The sequence below is a fragment of the Isoptericola sp. NPDC055063 genome, from assembly GCF_053608125.1.
In genome coordinates this window covers 92,028-106,757 of record NZ_JBSGUW010000015.1, presented here as the reverse complement: position 1 = coordinate 106,757, position 14,730 = coordinate 92,028, and the positions used below count along the sequence as shown (strand labels likewise).

The following is a 14,730-nucleotide window of genomic DNA, read 5'->3' as shown; positions in this document are numbered from 1 at the left end:
GCGGGACGATGCCCTCCGGAGGTAAACGGTCGCGGGACGCAAAACCACAGCTTCTCTGCCGCGGACCACCCCCCGTCCCCCCCCGCGGACGAGGGCGCGCCGCGGCGCGCGGACGACGGCGTCCGGCACGTTCTCGGCGTCGACGAGCACGACGTCGGCGGGCGCGCCCACGACGAGGTCGTGCACCTCGCGGCCCACGAACCGCGCCGCGTCGGCCGAGGCGACGCGCGCGGCGGTGACGAGGTCCTCGTCGTAGCGCAGCCCCGACAGGCGGGCGAGCTGCGTGGTGAGGGCCAGCAGGTCGCCGGTGCCGTACGGGGACCACAGGTCGCGGATGCCGTCGGTGCCGAGACCCACCGGCACGCCCGCGGCGCGCAGCGCCAGCAGCGGCAGGGGCGCGGCGCCGATCGGCGCGACCGTGGTCATGGTGATGCCCGCCTCGCCCATCGCGGCGATCAGGTCCGCCTGGCGCGACCCGGCGAGCTGGCCGACGGCGAAGCCGTGCGCCACGTTGACCCTGCCCTGCAGGCCCGCCCGCAGGGTGCGGTCGATCATCAGCTCGATCTGGAACGCGCCGAGGTCGCCGCCGTCGTGCAGGTGGACGTCGATGCCGACGCCGCGCTTCTCGGCGATCGCGAACAGGCCGTCGAGCTGGCCCACCGGGTCGCGGTCGATCGACGCGGGGTCCAGGCCGCCGATGTGCTCGGCGCCCGCGGCGGCCGCCTCGTCCAGCAGCTCCAGGACGCCCGGGCGGCGCAGCACGCCGTCCTGCGGGAAGGCCACGATCTCCGCGTGCACCGCGCCGCCCAGCGCGGCGACGGCCTCCCGCACCACCTCGATGCCGCGCAGCCCGACGCCGAGGTCGACGTCGACGTGCGTGCGCACCGCCGTCGTGCCCGTGCGCACGGACTCGCGCAGCACGGCCAGCGTGACGTCCACGCCGGGGATGCCGAGCTCGTCGCGGTGCGCCCGCTCGTGCGCGATGCGGCCCTGCGTGCCGCCCTCGCCGCCGTAGCTCACCCACGGCTTGCCCCACCACGACTTGTCGACGTGTGCGTGCGCGTTGACCAGGCCGGGCAGCGCGAGCAGCCCGCCCCCGTCGACCACCCCGTCGGAGCCGGCGGCGCCTGCGGCGGGCGCCGCCGCGTCGTGCGGCGCGACGGCGGTGATCACGCCGTCCGCCACGTGCAGGTCGGAGCGCTCGCCGCCCCAGGGCCGCACGTCGCGCAGCACGGAGACGGTGGTGGGGGAGCTGGTCATCGGGGTTCCTCCTCGGCGGGGCGGCAGGGTCGCCACGGAATGGTATGCCATTTGCCTCCGGGGCGGGCTGGCAGGATGAGCGCATGTCCTCCGAGCACGCCGCGGTCTTCGAGCCCGAGTCCGTCCGGGTGGCGCGGGCCGTCCGCGAGCAGATCGTCGACGGCACGCGGGAGCCGGGCAGCCGGCTCGTCGAGCGCGACCTGGCCGCCGAACTGGGCGTGAGCCGCATCCCGGTGCGCGACGCGCTCCGCACCCTCGTGTCCGAGGGGCTCGTGACCCCGCGGCCGCGGACGTGGGCCGTCGTGCGAGAGTTCACGGACGTCGACGTCGCCCAGCTGCAGGAGGTGCGGGAGGCGACCGAGCCGCTGCAGTTCCGGCTCGCCGCGCGGCGCCGCACCGAGGCGCAGCTCGCCGCGCTCGCCGAGGCGTGGGAGCGCGAGGACGCGGCCGCACGGGCCGGCGACGCGCCCGCCGCGCGGCGGGCGGCGGCCGACTTCCACGAGCGGGTCGTGGACGCCGCGGGCAACCCGGTCCTCGCCGAGCTGCACGTGGTGACGGCCAGCCGCGTGCGCTGGCTGCTCGGTCAGCACACCGACCTCGCGGCCATGGCCGACGAGCACCGCGCCCTCCTGGACGCCGTCCGCGCCGGAGACGAGGAGGCCGCGGCCCGGCTGGCGGCCGAGCACCTGGGCACCAGCCGCAGCGCGGCCACGGAGCGTCGCGCCTGAGGTCATGCGGCCACCCTCGCGGCGGTCGTGTCCGTGGCGCATCGGGCCTCCGGGGCGCGCGGGGTCGTCCGAACGGATGAGGTGCGGACCGCCGCCGCCGGGCTAGCGTGGCTGACCGTGCCCGGATCACTCACCCGCGGGGTGCACCTCGCCTTCGCCGCGCTCGTCGCGACGTCGGCGGCGCGCTACCTCACCAACCACGGCCTGGACGGCCGCTGGTGGCTGGTGGTCGCGCTCCTCCTGGCGGTGGCCGCCGCGTACGCGGCGCTGGTAGTGCTCGCGCGGCGGCCGGCCGCGTGGCGCCTCGTCGTCGACGCCGTGCTGGGCGTGCTGCTGGTGGCCTGGGCCGCGCTGGTGCTCGTCGCGCCGAGCTTTGCCTGGTCGGCGATCCCGCTGTTCTTCGTGTGCCGCAGCCTGGTGCGGGTGCCCGCCGCGCACGTGCTGGTCGGGGGTGTCGCGGTCGTCACCGGCGTCGCGCTCTTCGACCTGTCGGGCCGCAGCGACTGGGCCGCGGCCGTCGCGCCGCTCGTCGTGGCGGTGCTGCTGAGCCTCGCCTACGACGCCATCGTGCGGCAGGCGGGCGAGCGCGTGCGGCTGCAGCGGGAGGTCGCGGTGCTCGCGGAGCGGGAGCGCGTGGCGCGCGAGATCCACGACACGGTGGCGCAGTCGCTGTCCTCCGCGGTGCTGAGGCTGGAGGCCGCCGACCAGCGCTGGGACGTCGACCCCGACGCCGCCCGCGACGACGCGCGGCAGGCCGCCGTCGCCGTGCGGGCCTCCCTCGGCCAGACGCGCGACCTCGTGCACGACCTCGTCGACCCGTCCCCGGCGACCGGCGGGGTCGCGCCCGCGGACGTCGAGGCCGCCATCCGCACGGCCGCGCGGCGCCACGTGCCCGACGCCGAGCTCACCGTGGTGGGTGAGCCCGTGCCCGTCGGGCCGGAGGTGGCGCACGCGCTCGCGCGCATCGCCCAGAGCGCCGTGGCGAACGTGCACCGGCACGCGGGCCCGGCACGGCTCGGGCTGACCCTCACCTACCTGCCCGACGCCGTCGCGCTGGACGTGTTCGACGACGGGTGCGGCTTCGACGTCGACGCCGTGGCCTCGCGCGCGGCCGCCGCGGGATCGGGACGGCAGGGCGGGTTCGGCCTGCGGGCCATGCGCCAGCGGGTGGAGCAGCTCGGTGGCACGATCACCGTGGAGAGCGCGCCCGGCGACGGCACCGTCGTCGGGGTGCAGCTTCCCGCGCCGCGCACGACGTCGGCGGGCCCCCGGACCGGTCCGACGAGCCAGGAGGACGCATGAGCGACCCGATCACCGTGCTGCTCGTCGACGACCACCACGTGGTCCGCGCCGGGCTGCGCGCCCTGCTCGACTCGCAGCCCGACATCAGCGTGGTCGGGGAGGCCGGCACCGCCGATGAGGCGCTCGACGCCGTCGGCCGGCTGAGCCCCGCGGTCGTCGTCATGGACCTCGAGCTCGGCGCGGCCGAGGACGGCGTGGCCGCCACCCGTCGCATCCGCGCCGCCCACCCGGACGTGCCCGTGCTCGTGTTCAGCGCCTACGACACCGACGCGGACGTGGTGCGCGTCGTCGACGCCGGCGCCATCGGCTACGTGCTCAAGGACGCCCCGCCCGCCGAGATCTTCGCGGCCGTGCGCGGCGCCGTCGTCGGGCGCAGCGTGCTGTCCCCGCCCGTCGCGTCCCGCCTGCTGCAGCAGGCCCAGAACCCCGGCAGCGCGCTCACGCCGCGCGAGGCGGAGCTGCTCACGCTCCTGGCCCAGGGGCTGAGCAACCGGGAGCTCGGGCGGCGGCTGTTCATCTCCGAGGCGACCGTCAAGACGCACCTCGCCCACGTGTACGCCAAGCTCGGCGTCGAGTCGCGGGCGGCCGCCGTCGCGCACGCGCTGCGCGGGCAGACGGTGCGCTGAGGCGTCGCCGCCGGGCTCAGCCCTCGACGCGCACGTCCGCGGGCCGCTTGTCGTCGCGCCACCCGCGCCACACGGAGTGCCGCAGCCGCGGGCCTTCGTGGTCGGTCCCGTCGCCGGCCCCGTCGCCAGCCCTGTCGCCCGCCGCGCCCAGGTCCGCCGGGTCGCTCGTCCAGTCGCCGTAGGTCACCTCGGCCACCCGCTCGGGTGCCGCCCAGCGCGCGTGCACCGCCTCGGCGCGGGGCACGCCGTCGAGCGGCGCGTCGTCCACGGCCCGCAGGCGCCGCACGACCTCCCTCCGGTCGGCCTCCTTGAAGCCGGTGCCGACCTTGCCCACGTAGCGGAGCACGCCGTCGTCGCCCGGCACCGCCAGCAGCAGCGACCCTGCCACGCGCGCGTCCTCGCGGCCGGTGCCCGCGTGCAGGGGGCGCCAGCCGACCACGACCACCTCCTGGGTGCGGGCGTGCTTGATCTTGAGCCAGTCGCGCGAGCGGCGGCCCGGCGTGTACGGCGACCGGCGCCGCTTGGCGACCACGCCCTCGAGCCGCATGAGGCGGCTGGTCTCCAGCGCCTCGTCGAGCGTGCCGTCGAGGGCGTCCGGCATGTGCACCGGGCGGCGCGGCGTCACGACGCGCGCCAGCTCCGCGCGCCGCTCGGCGTACGGCCGGTCGGTCATCGCGCGCCCGCCGACGACGAGGACGTCGAACAGGACCAGGTCGACGCCGACCGCGCGGCGCGCCTTCTCGACGTCGCGCGGCCGGGTGAGGTTGGCGCGCTGCTGCAGGCGGCGGAACGACGGGCGCCCGTCCGCGTCGAGGGCGACGATCTCGCCGTCCAGCACCAGGGGCAGGTCGTCGTCGGAGACCATGTCGGCGACCGCCCGCAGCTCGGGGAACGTCACCGTGAGGTCCTGTCCCGAGCGCGACGTCAGCCGCACCGAGCGTCCTTCGTCGTCCGGGCCGGGGAGCACCTCCACGACCGCGCGGAAGCCGTCCCACTTCACCTCGAACGCCCAGTCGTCCGGGTCGAGCCGGGCCAGCTCGCCCGGCGGCGCCGTCGTCGCGAGCATCGGGCGCGGCGCCTCGGCCGGCGCGTCGTGCTCCGCCGGCGCGCCCCTCTCGGCCCGCTCGCTCCGCCCGGCCCGCGGCGCGGGGGCGGTCTCCTCGTTATCCTCGCCGCCCTCCTCGTCGCCCGGCTGGGCCTTGGTGCGGTGGATCAGCCAGGAGTTCTGGTCGTCGCCGCCGCGCCCCCCGGTGCGGATGAGGGCGAGGCGCCGCGAGCCGCGACGGTCGCTGTGCAGGGTGGCGATCACCTCGCCCTCGCGCCACTTCTCCAGGTCGTATGTGCCGGCGTCCCAGATCGTCACCTCGCCGCCGCCGTACTCGCCCGCGGGGATGGTGCCCTCGAACGACCCGTACTCCAGGGGGTGGTCCTCCGTCTGGACCGCGAGGTGGTTCTGCGCCGGGTCGGTGGGCTCACCCTTGGGCAGCGCCCAGCTCACCAGCACGCCCTCGTGCTCGAGGCGGAAGTCCCAGTGCAGGCGGCGCGCGTGGTGCTCCTGGATGACGAACGTCGGGGCGCCCTCGCGCTCGCCCGGCGCCTCGGGCCCGAACGGCTCCGGGGTCCTGTCCGGGTCGCGCTTGGCGCGGTAGGTCTCGAGCCTCTCGGCCGGGGTGCGCTCGAACGTCGCCATGCGCTCCGCCGTGGGCTCGAGCTGGGCGAGGTGCCCGGCGGCCAGTGGTTCCAGGAGGTCGCCGTCGCGCTCCAGCCGCTCCAGCACCTCCGTGAACGACAGCTGGCGCAGGCCCGGGTCGTCGAGCTCGTCCCAGGTGCGCGGAGCGGCGACCGTGGGCTCGTCGCGGCCGCGCAGCGAGTACGGCGCGATCGTCGTCTTGGCCCCGTTGTTCTGCGACCAGTCCACGAGCACCTTGCCCGCGCGCAGCGACTTCTTCATGTCGCTGACCACGAGGTCGGGGTGCTCCGACTCCAGGTGGCGCGCCAGCTCGTGCGCGACGGCGGACACCGCGTCCGTGGTCAGCGAGTCGTCCTGGCCGGTCAGGGCGGCGTACAGGTGGATGCCCTTGGAGCCGCTGGTCACCGGCAGCGGGTCGAGGTCCATGCCGCGCAGGATGTCGCGCGCCAGGCGCGCCACCTCCGCGCACTCGGCCAGGCCCGCGCCGGGCCCCGGGTCGAGGTCGAGCACCAGCCGGTCCGGGGGCATCGGCGCTCCCGTGCGCCCGAACCGCCACTGCGGCACATGGATCTCCAGCGTCGCCGTCTGCCCCAGCCAGGTGAGCGTGGCCAGGTCGTTGACCAGCACGTAGTCGTTGGTCGACGTGCGGTGCCGGATGGCGTGGCGCGGCACCCACGACGGCGTCGACGCGTCCAGGTTCTTCTGGAAGAACATCTGCCCCGCGACGCCGTCCGGCCACCGCTTGCGCGTCGCCGGCCGGTACGCCGCGTGCCGCAGCAGCGCCGGTGCCACCTGCGCCAGGTACGCCAGCACCTCGCCCTTCGTCGTCCCCGTGGCGGGGTAGTACACCTTCTCCAGGTTCGTCAGTTGCAGGCGGCGACCCTCGACGGTGACCGTCTGGGGCTTGCTCGACGACACGCGTGCCATGGCGCCATCGTCGCGCGAGGTCCCGGTGTGCGCGCCTCGGGCGTGGTGCTGCGGCGAACCTCAGGCTCGACGGATCGCCGGCGGGGTCCACGAGCCGTCGCGCACCGGCTCCTGACCGCCGTAGGCGCGGAGGTAGAGCGAGAACGGCCCGTCGGGCGCCGGCAGCCAGTTCGCCTCGTGGTCCCCGCCGGGGCTGGCGGCGCCCACGTACAGGGTGAGCGAGCCGTCGTCGCCGTGCACCAGGCTCTTGTTCTTGGTGCCGAGGGAATATCGGCGCAGGTCGTTGGGGAAGAAAAAGTGCGCGGCGTTGTACAGCGTGAGCGACCAGAATCCGTCCACGGGCGGCAGCTGCCCGGCGGCGAACGTGACCACGTAGGGCTGGGCGCCGTGCAGGTCGCCGCCGTCGGAGTCGGTGTCCGTGTAGAAGTACTGGGTCTCCGGGGGGCGGTTCTCGAACATGTTCGACCGGGCGGTCGCGGCGCGGTTGTAGTAGTCGAGGCCCCACTGCGAGTTGTGCTGCGAACGGTTCCAGCCGTGCGCCTCGGGGGTTCCGTTGTACTCCCAGCGCATGAACCCCTTGATGAGGGTGTCGTCCGCGTCCCGGACCGCGGCGTCGGAGGCCGCGCGCACGTCCTCGTACCGGCCGCGCGCCTCCAGCAGGGCGGTGAACTGTCCGTACAGGGCCTCCTCGCCCGGCAGGGGCGGGATGGTGCTCAGCACCTTCGGCAGCTCGTCGAAGAACGTCTCCGGCCGGACCCACTTGGTCTCCTCGCCGCCGTTGCCCGCGCCGGCGGGGAAGGTCGGGACGTCGGACCAGTCCTTGGTGCGCCACCCGCCCGTGAACTCGGACAGCGGGTAGACCGTCACCTGGTCGACCAGGGGCTGGAGCGCGGCACGGTCCTCGGCGGTGTCGTCCATGAAGATCCGCGGGATGGCGTTCGCGAGGGTGGTGGGGCAGCGGATCACCTCGACGATCCCGTCCGGCACCGACCCGTCCCAGGAGGGCCCGACCAGGAGGTAGTGGCCCGGCGCGCTGCCGTACATCGAGCCGACCTGGCCGAACTGGTCCGTGCGGGCGTCGTAGAACGCGTACACGAAGAAGCGCCCGCCGAAGTCCGGTACCTGCACGACGACGGGCTGCTCGTCGAGGGAGAAGTACCCGAGCCCGTACACGACGTCCTGGTTCGGGCACGCGATGAACGTCTGCCCCGGGTCGATGTAGTCGTTCAGCATGGCGACCTGACCCGTCGGCGACGCGGGCAGCACGCCCCCCAGCCGGCCGGGTTCGGGGGCGGCGCTGAGGCGGTCACGCCGAGCGGCCATGTTGACCATCGGGTACGCCCACACGTAGGCCAGCCGGGAGGTGGTCTCCACCCACTGCGGGTGGGGGTACGTCCTGCCGCTGGCCTGCGCCAACGTCTGCCCGTCTGCCATGACTGCCGCCTCTCGGAGTGTCGCGATGTCGACGTCAGCGACAGTAGCGGCGGCCTCGCCCTGGCGCCTGGTGAGCCCTGGACGTCACGCGGGCCGCAGGTCCCCGGTCTCGGCGGCCGTGGTGGGCCGGTCGACCTGGTCGAGCCGGTCGAGCCACGTGCGGTAGTGGCTGCCGAACGGCTCGACGCCGTCGCGCAGGGCCACGGCCAGCCACGCGGCGGCCGCCTCCGCCTTCTCGATCACGTCGGCCGGGTAGCCGTACCGCACCTGGTGCTCCGCGAACTCGTCCTCGTCGTCGACGAAGACGGACATGTCGCCGCGGACGCGGCACACGTCGAGGTCCAGGTCGACCATGGTCACCTCGTCCGGCGACGCGGCGTGGTGCGTCCACGTCGCCGGCGTCGCGACGTCGCAGTACGCGTCCAGGTGCGCGGGGTCCGCCTGGAACTCGGCGGTCCACCAGGCGTCGCGGGGGACGAGCAGCACCCGGTCGTCCTCGACCGCCAGGACCGCGGTCTCCTGACCCGGCTCGCCCCGGCGGTAGACCGTGCCGGCCGTGGCCCCCAGCCACACGCCGAACTCGTCCTCGCCCAGTCGTGTCATCGGGTGGCGCCAGTGCAGGCCCCCGTCGAACTTGCGCCACACCACACGGACCTCGTCGTCTGCCATCGCCCGAGGCTATCGGCGCCGGGGGCGTCGGCGTCTACCGCTCCTGCAGCAGCCTGACCTGGTGACCCTCGGGATCGAGCACCCACGCATACCGGAGCCGGCCGTCCGGGCCGTCCATCGGCGCCCGCAGCGAGCGCCCGCCGGCGGCGACGGCACGGGAGTGCAGCGCGTCGACGTCCGTCACCCACACGGCGACCTCCTCGGACCGCGACTGCGGGGCCACGACGCCCAGGTCGGCGATCTCGTTCGCGACGTCGAGGGCGTCGAAGCCGACACGGACCCCCGCGCCCTCGACCTCGACCTTCGACGGCGTGCCCGTGGGCGGGTACCGGAAGGCCCGCCGCATCCCGAGCGCCTCGAAGAAGAGCGCGCACCGCTCGACGTCGGAGCAGAAGAGGTTGACCTGGACCCCGGTGATCTCGCCGACCTCGTCGCCGGCCCTGGTGTCGTCCACGGTCCGACCGTAGACGACACCAGGGGCGCACGAGCGGCCCCACGACCGGGGCCGACCGGAGCTCCGTACTTTCGGCGGTACCGGGCGCCCGGGCGGGCTCGTCATCGTGGTGCCCATGCTTCAGTTCGCAGAGATCAGCAAACGCTATGGGCCGGTGACGGCCCTGGACCACGTCTCGTTCGGCGCGGAGGAGGGGACGGTGACGGGGCTGCTCGGGCCCAACGGGGCGGGCAAGTCGACGCTCATGCGGCTGCTGGTAGGCCTCGACCGTCCCTCTGGAGGGTCCGCGACCGTGGCCGGTCACCGCTACCGGGACCTCAGGTGGCCGCTGCGGGTGCTCGGCACCCACCTGGGCGGCCGCCCGGTGCACCGTCGGCGGTCGGCACGGGCCCACCTGACGAGCGTGGCGCAGACCCACGGCATCCCACGGGCGCGGGTCGACGAGGTGCTGGAGCTGACCGGGCTCGCCGACGTCGCGCACCGCGCTGCGGGCGGCTTCTCCCTGGGCATGGGGCAGCGCCTGGGTCTCGCCGGGGCGCTGCTGGGCGATCCGGCGGCCCTCGTCCTGGACGAGCCCGTCAACGGGTTGGACACCGACGGCGTCCGGTGGATCCGGGAGCTGTTGCGGCTGCTCGCCGACCAGGGACGCACCGTGCTGATCTCCAGCCACCTGATGAGCGAGGTCCAGCTGGTGGCGGACCGGGTCGTCGTGCTCGGCGGCGGGCGGCTGCTCGCCGACACGACGGTGGCCGAGCTCGCGGGCCGGGCTCGCGACGAGGTGGTCCTGCGGACGGCGGAGCACGGCGCCGGCGACCGGCTGCGGGCGCTGCTGCCCGACGCCACGATCCGGCCCGTCGACGACCAGGGCGACGACGAGGCGTGGAGGGTCACCGGCGCGACCGAACGGGAGGTGGGGCTCGCGGCCCGCGGCGCCGAGCTCACGGTGCTGCACCTGGCGCGGGAGACGTCGGACCTCGAGGCGGGGTACCTGACGCTGGTCGGCGACCGGGGTCAGCAGGTCGCCAGCGTGGAGGCCTGCTGATGTCCGGGGGGAACGCCACCGTCGAGGTGGGCGCCACGTCGTCGGGCGTGGTCGCCCTGGTCCGCTCGGAATGGGGGAAGGCGTGGTCGGTGCGCGCGCCGGCCGCCTGCCTCGCGGGGGCGGTGCTGCTCGCCGTGGCGACGTCGTTCACCCTGGCGAACGACCAGGTCCGCGCGATGCAGACCGGGGAGATCCCCGCCGGCACCCTGGTGCCCGTCGCGGAGGTCCTGGCGTCGTCCGCCGCGTTCGCGCAGATGGTCGTCGTGCTGGCGGCCCTCCAGCTCGTGACGCCCGAGTACGCCAGCGGTCAGATCGCCACCACGTTCCTGTCCCACCCACGCCGGTGGGTGGTGGTGCTCACCAAGGCCGCCGTCGCGGGGCTCCTCGGCGGGCTCACCGGCCTGCTGACCGGCCCGCTGTGCCTCGCGGCGACGGGGCTCGCCCTGGGCGACGCGCCACGGGCCACGGTCCCGGCGGCGGAGGCGGCTGTCGTGACGGCGGGCGTGTTCGCGTGCGCGGCGATGGTGGCCGTGGCCCTCGGGTTCCTCACGCGGAGCGGGGTGGCCGCGCTGAGCGCGGCCTTCGTGCTGCTGGTCCTCACCCTGGCGGCCCCCGTGGCGACGGGCAAGGTGTTCCCGGGGGTGGCGGGCGGTGCGCTCGTCTCCGGCACCGGTGACCCGTACGCCCGGTGGGCGGCCCTGCTGGTGCTTCTCGCCTGGGTCGTCGCGAGCGTCGGCGCGGCCGTGGTGAGCGTCGAGCGGCGTGACGCCTAACCTCGTCCCCATGGCTCGCTCGGGTGCAGCACGCTGGTGGCCGGTGCTCCTGGTCGCGGCCCAGGTGGTCGTGGGCGCCTTGGCCTGGCAGTCCCGGAGCTGGATCCTGCTCGCGTTCGGCGAGCTCGCCCTGCTGGTGGGCGGGACGGGCCTGTACGTCGTGGTCCGCTACCGCGACCTCCGCGACCGCTACCGGCGCGAGCAGGAGACGGCGCGGCGCGTCGCCGAACGGCGGCAGCTCGCCGACGAGGTGCACGACCTCGTCGGCCACGAGCTGAGCGTGATCGGGATGCGCGCCGCCCTGCTGCAGCTCCGCACCACCGGGGACGAGTCGCTGCTCGCCGGCCAGGTGCGCAGCGACGCCGAGCGCGCGGTCGTGATGCTGCACGAGACGGTGGCCACGCTGCACCGCACGCCCTGGGCCGACCCGGCCGAGGCCGACGTCGCCGCGGTGGTCGAGCGGTTCCGCCGCGCGGGCGCGGACGTGCACCTCGACGGCGACCCGGACGCGCTCGCCCGGGCCTCGGTGTCGACGCGCGTCACCGCGCACCGGGTGGTGCGCGAAGCCCTGACGAACGCCGCGAGGCACGCACCCGGCGATGCGGTGACCGTCGCGGTCCGGGGCGCGGGCGACACGGTGACCCTCGAGGTCCGGACGCACGGCTCCGGCGGTCCCTCGCCCGCCCGCGACGAGCGAGAGGGTCGTGGCCTCGAGTCCCTGCGCCGCCGGGTCGAGGCGATCGGCGGAGCCTGGCAGGTGTCCACGCACGGGGACGGGCACCGCGTCGAGGCGCGGTTGCCGATGCGCGCCACGCTCGAGCCGGAGCCCGCAGCCGCTCCCGAGGCCGTCCGCGCCGGTGCCGGCGCACGCCGGCCCTTCGCGGCGCTGGTCGGTCCGCTCGTGCTTCCCGCGGTCCTGGTGCTGCTGGGCGGGGTCGGCTACTGGGCGTGGGCGTCGCACGACGCCACCGTCGAACCGGTGGACGCGGCCGCCCTCCGGGTCGGCATGCCCGCCGCCGAGGCGGCGGACCGCCTTCCCGTACGGGAGGCCCCGGTCAGGCTCGCCCGCGCGCCGGGACCCGGGCCCGGGTGGGACTGCCGGCAGTACACCGACGGCAACGTGCCCCTCGCGATGGCCACGCTCGAGGTGTGCACGGCCGGTGGGGCCGTCGTGCGCGTGACCGACCTGAGCGAGATGCCGCTCCTGTGACCCCTCTGACTCCTGTGACCGCCGCTGCTGCCGGGGCCCGCGCCGTCCGGGTCGCGATCGTCGACGACGACCCCCGGGTCCGGCAGACCCTGCGCGAGATCCTGGCCAGCGACGCGAGCGTCTCCGTCGTCGGCGAGGCGGGCGACGGCCGAGGGGCGCTGGCGCTGCTCGACCGCTGGGCCGCGGAGGTCGTCGTCCTGGACGTGCGCATGCCGGTCCTGGACGGCATCGCCACCCTCCGCCGGCTCCGGGCCCGACGGGACGGCCCGCGGGTGCTGATCCTGACCAGCTTCGGGGAGTCCGAGTACGTCCGTGACGCCATCGAGCTGGGCGTGGACGGGTTCCTCCTCAAGTCGGGCGACCCCCACGACCTGCTGCGTGCCGTCCACGGACGGTCCGACGGGGAGACCTACCTCTCGCCCGGCGTCGCGCACATGGCTGCCGCCGAGCTCCGGCGTGGCCGGGCGAGGCGCCAGGCCGGCGAGGACGCCGCACGACGGCTCGCCGCCCTGACCCCGCGCGAACGTGACGTCGTCACGGCGCTCGCGGAGGGCGCCACCAACGCGGAGATCGCGCTACGGCTGCACCTGGCGGAGTCCACGGTCAAGGCCTACGTGAGCGCGGCGATCGACCGTGCGGGCGTGCGCAACCGGGTCGAGCTCGCGTGGCTCCTGTGGACGTCGGCCGCGGCGGAGGGCTGAGGCACGGCGTGCGCCGACCCGCGACCAGGGATGGCAGAGTGGCCCGCGTGCCGGACTCCTACCTCGCCTCCCTGTTCTCCCTCGACGGCCGGGTCGCCCTGGTGACCGGCGGCAGCTCCGGCATCGGCCGGGCGATCGCGGGGGCGCTGGCGCGGGCGGGTGCGCAGGTCGTGGTCGTGGCCCGCAGGGAGCCGGAGCTGGACGACACGGTCGCCGAGCTGCGCGCCGACGGCTGCACCGCCGACCGCGTGAGCGCCGACCTGGGCACCCGCGCCGGCGTGCGCGCCGCGGCCGAGGAGGCGGCCGCCGTCTTCGGCGAGCCGGACGTCGTGGTCAGCTCCGCGGGCATCAACCTGCGCCCGCCGCTGGGCGAGACGGACGACGCCACCTGGGACGCGACCATGGCCGTCAACCTCGAGGCGCCCCACCTGCTGGGGCAGCGCTTCGGGCCCGCCATGGCGGAGCGCGGCTTCGGCCGACTGATCCATGTCTCGTCGCAGCAGGCGCACCGCGCGTTCGTGCAGTCGGGCGTCTACGGGGTGTCGAAGGGCGGGCTGGAGTCACTGGCGCGCTCGCAGGCCGAGGCGTGGTCGAGCCGCGGCGTCACCGCGAACACGCTCGTGCCCGGATTCGTCCTCACGCCCCTGAACGCGCGGCTGCAGTCCGACCCGGCGCGGGTCGAGGCGCTCGCGGCACGCACGATGGTGGGGCGCAACGGCCTGGCCGAGGACTTCGCCGGTGCGGCCGTCTTCCTCGCGAGCGGCGCGTCCGCGTACGTGACGGGGCAGTCGATCCACGTCGACGGCGGATTCTCGGTGCACTGACACCCGAGCACTAACCCCGTGGGGGTATCGTGTGCGCCATGACGGACACCACCACGACCGACGACCTGCGCCGCCCCGCGACCCTCACGATGTACGGGGCGCAGTGGTGCGGCGACTGCCGCCGCGCCAAGCGCGTGCTCGACACCCGCGGCGTGGAGTACGTGAACGTCGACCTCGTCGCGGACCCCACGCGGGCCGACGACGCCGAGGCGATCAGCGGCCGCAAGAACATCCCCGTCGTGGTGTTCCCCGACGGCGAGTTCTTCGTCGAGCCCACCGACGCCGAGCTCAGCGCGAAGCTCGACGCCGTCGGGCTCTGACCGGTCCGGAGGCCCGTCCCGCCGGGGCTGGTGTTCGTCAGTAGACGACGAAGGTGAACTCCGCGTTGATGTAGCTCGCGCTGACGTAGGTGATGACCTCGAACTCGTCCGGCGCGCAGTAGGCGCCGCCAGGGCGCCAGAGGTTGTTGTACTCGCCGGCGCGCGTGTTGACCGTGATGAGCGAGGTGGCTGCGTCCACGCCGGGGATGTCGAGGCAGTAGAACCCGGTCGCCGGGTGCTCCACCTCGATCGTCGACGGTCGCACCAGGAGCTCGGCACCTTGCTCGCTGACGCGCCCGACGGCCTTCGGTCGGATCACCGAGCCGGCGAGGTCGCTCGCCCCGATGCTGCCGTTCCTGACGTCGGTCCCGGTGAGGGACCCGTTCTTGACGTCCGCCCCGGTGAGCGAGCCGTTCGCGACCTTGCGGCTGATCACCGCGCCGTCGTGCAGCTTGGGCGTGGTCACGGCGCCGTTGCGGATCTTCGACGTCGTGATGGAGCCGGCCGCCACGGAGGGCGCGATCCTCGTCGAGGCCTGGCCGCCGGTCCCGCCGCCGGTCCCGCCGCCGGTCCCGCCGTCGGAGCCGTCGGCGAGGGCCGGTGCGACGTTCGCCGTGGTCGCCAGGGCGACGACGGCGCCCAGCACGAGCCAGTGCTGGCGTCGTCCGCGCTGCTGCGTGCGGTCCAGGTCGCGCCTGAGCTCGCCGACGTGCCTCTCGAGCTGCTCCACCCTGCTGTTCTCGCCGTCCATGACGTCCTCCCGAGGTGTG

15 protein-coding genes are annotated in these 14,730 nt (G+C 75.2%); 9 read left to right on the top strand and 6 right to left on the bottom strand.

Going from position 1 to position 14,730, the window contains the following annotated elements:
* Positions 1–1,260 (bottom strand): amidohydrolase family protein (locus ACWF41_RS17990; protein ID WP_452182978.1); only part of this gene is annotated, 1,260 nt, incomplete at its 3' end.
* Between the two features lie 83 nt (positions 1,261–1,343).
* Here ACWF41_RS17990 and ACWF41_RS17985 point away from each other — a divergent pair.
* The 3 genes from ACWF41_RS17985 to ACWF41_RS17975 all read left to right on the top strand — a co-directional run bounded on the left by ACWF41_RS17985 (position 1,344) and on the right by ACWF41_RS17975 (position 3,916).
* On the top strand, positions 1,344–1,988 hold the full coding sequence (locus ACWF41_RS17985; protein WP_380315884.1) for a GntR family transcriptional regulator: 645 nt from the start codon (positions 1,344–1,346) through the stop codon (positions 1,986–1,988).
* Positions 1,989–2,105: 117 nt separating this feature from the next.
* A complete protein-coding gene (locus ACWF41_RS17980) occupies positions 2,106–3,290 on the top strand; it encodes a sensor histidine kinase (protein WP_380315887.1) in 1,185 nt (394 codons plus the stop codon).
* Positions 3,287–3,916 (top strand): response regulator, encoded by a 630-nt coding sequence (locus ACWF41_RS17975; protein ID WP_380315890.1) that lies wholly within the window; start codon positions 3,287–3,289, stop codon positions 3,914–3,916. The genes ACWF41_RS17980 and ACWF41_RS17975 overlap by 4 nt, the downstream gene beginning before the upstream one ends.
* Positions 3,917–3,932: 16 nt before the next feature.
* On the opposite strand, the gene ACWF41_RS17970 is transcribed toward ACWF41_RS17975, so the two are convergent.
* The 4 genes from ACWF41_RS17970 to ACWF41_RS17955 all read right to left on the bottom strand — a co-directional run bounded on the left by ACWF41_RS17970 (position 3,933) and on the right by ACWF41_RS17955 (position 9,090).
* Entirely contained in the window at positions 3,933–6,533 is a 2,601-nt protein-coding gene (locus ACWF41_RS17970) for an ATP-dependent DNA ligase (protein WP_380315893.1), read from the bottom strand.
* Between the two features lie 60 nt (positions 6,534–6,593).
* The gene (locus ACWF41_RS17965) at positions 6,594–7,967 is read right to left on the bottom strand and encodes a DUF1254 domain-containing protein (RefSeq protein WP_380315896.1); all 1,374 of its coding nucleotides are present in this window, start codon (positions 7,965–7,967) and stop codon (positions 6,594–6,596) included.
* Between the two features lie 84 nt (positions 7,968–8,051).
* Positions 8,052–8,636, bottom strand: coding sequence for a DUF402 domain-containing protein (locus ACWF41_RS17960; RefSeq protein WP_380315899.1), 585 nt, complete (start codon positions 8,634–8,636; stop codon positions 8,052–8,054).
* A 34-nt stretch (positions 8,637–8,670) separates the two neighbouring features.
* Positions 8,671–9,090, bottom strand: coding sequence for a VOC family protein (locus ACWF41_RS17955; protein WP_380315902.1), 420 nt, complete (start codon positions 9,088–9,090; stop codon positions 8,671–8,673).
* Between the two features lie 115 nt (positions 9,091–9,205).
* On the opposite strand from ACWF41_RS17955, the gene ACWF41_RS17950 reads away from it, so the two are divergent.
* Genes ACWF41_RS17950 through ACWF41_RS17925 form a run of 6 tightly spaced genes read left to right on the top strand, consistent with a single transcriptional unit; the run spans position 9,206 to position 13,960 of the window.
* A complete protein-coding gene (locus ACWF41_RS17950) occupies positions 9,206–10,132 on the top strand; it encodes an ABC transporter ATP-binding protein (RefSeq protein WP_380315905.1) in 927 nt (308 codons plus the stop codon).
* Complete coding sequence (locus ACWF41_RS17945; protein WP_380315908.1) at positions 10,132–10,905, top strand: hypothetical protein; 774 nt, start codon at positions 10,132–10,134, stop codon at positions 10,903–10,905. The genes ACWF41_RS17950 and ACWF41_RS17945 overlap by 1 nt, the downstream gene beginning before the upstream one ends.
* Before the next feature lie 10 nt (positions 10,906–10,915).
* Positions 10,916–12,115 (top strand): sensor histidine kinase, encoded by a 1,200-nt coding sequence (locus ACWF41_RS17940; RefSeq protein WP_380315911.1) that lies wholly within the window; start codon positions 10,916–10,918, stop codon positions 12,113–12,115.
* 14 nt (positions 12,116–12,129) lie between these two features.
* A complete protein-coding gene (locus tag ACWF41_RS17935) occupies positions 12,130–12,816 on the top strand; it encodes a response regulator (protein ID WP_380315915.1) in 687 nt (228 codons plus the stop codon).
* 47 nt (positions 12,817–12,863) lie between these two features.
* Positions 12,864–13,640 carry an SDR family NAD(P)-dependent oxidoreductase gene (locus ACWF41_RS17930; RefSeq protein WP_380315918.1) on the top strand — a complete coding sequence of 259 codons (777 nt, stop codon included), beginning with the start codon at positions 12,864–12,866 and terminating at the stop codon, positions 13,638–13,640.
* A gap of 38 nt (positions 13,641–13,678) precedes the next feature.
* Positions 13,679–13,960 carry a glutaredoxin family protein gene (locus ACWF41_RS17925; RefSeq protein WP_380315921.1) on the top strand — a complete coding sequence of 94 codons (282 nt, stop codon included), beginning with the start codon at positions 13,679–13,681 and terminating at the stop codon, positions 13,958–13,960.
* A 37-nt stretch (positions 13,961–13,997) separates the two neighbouring features.
* Here the strand turns inward: ACWF41_RS17925 and ACWF41_RS17920 are convergent, their stop codons facing one another.
* Positions 13,998–14,711 carry a hypothetical protein gene (locus tag ACWF41_RS17920; protein ID WP_380315924.1) on the bottom strand — a complete coding sequence of 238 codons (714 nt, stop codon included), beginning with the start codon at positions 14,709–14,711 and terminating at the stop codon, positions 13,998–14,000.
* Positions 14,712–14,730 lie beyond the last annotated feature (19 nt).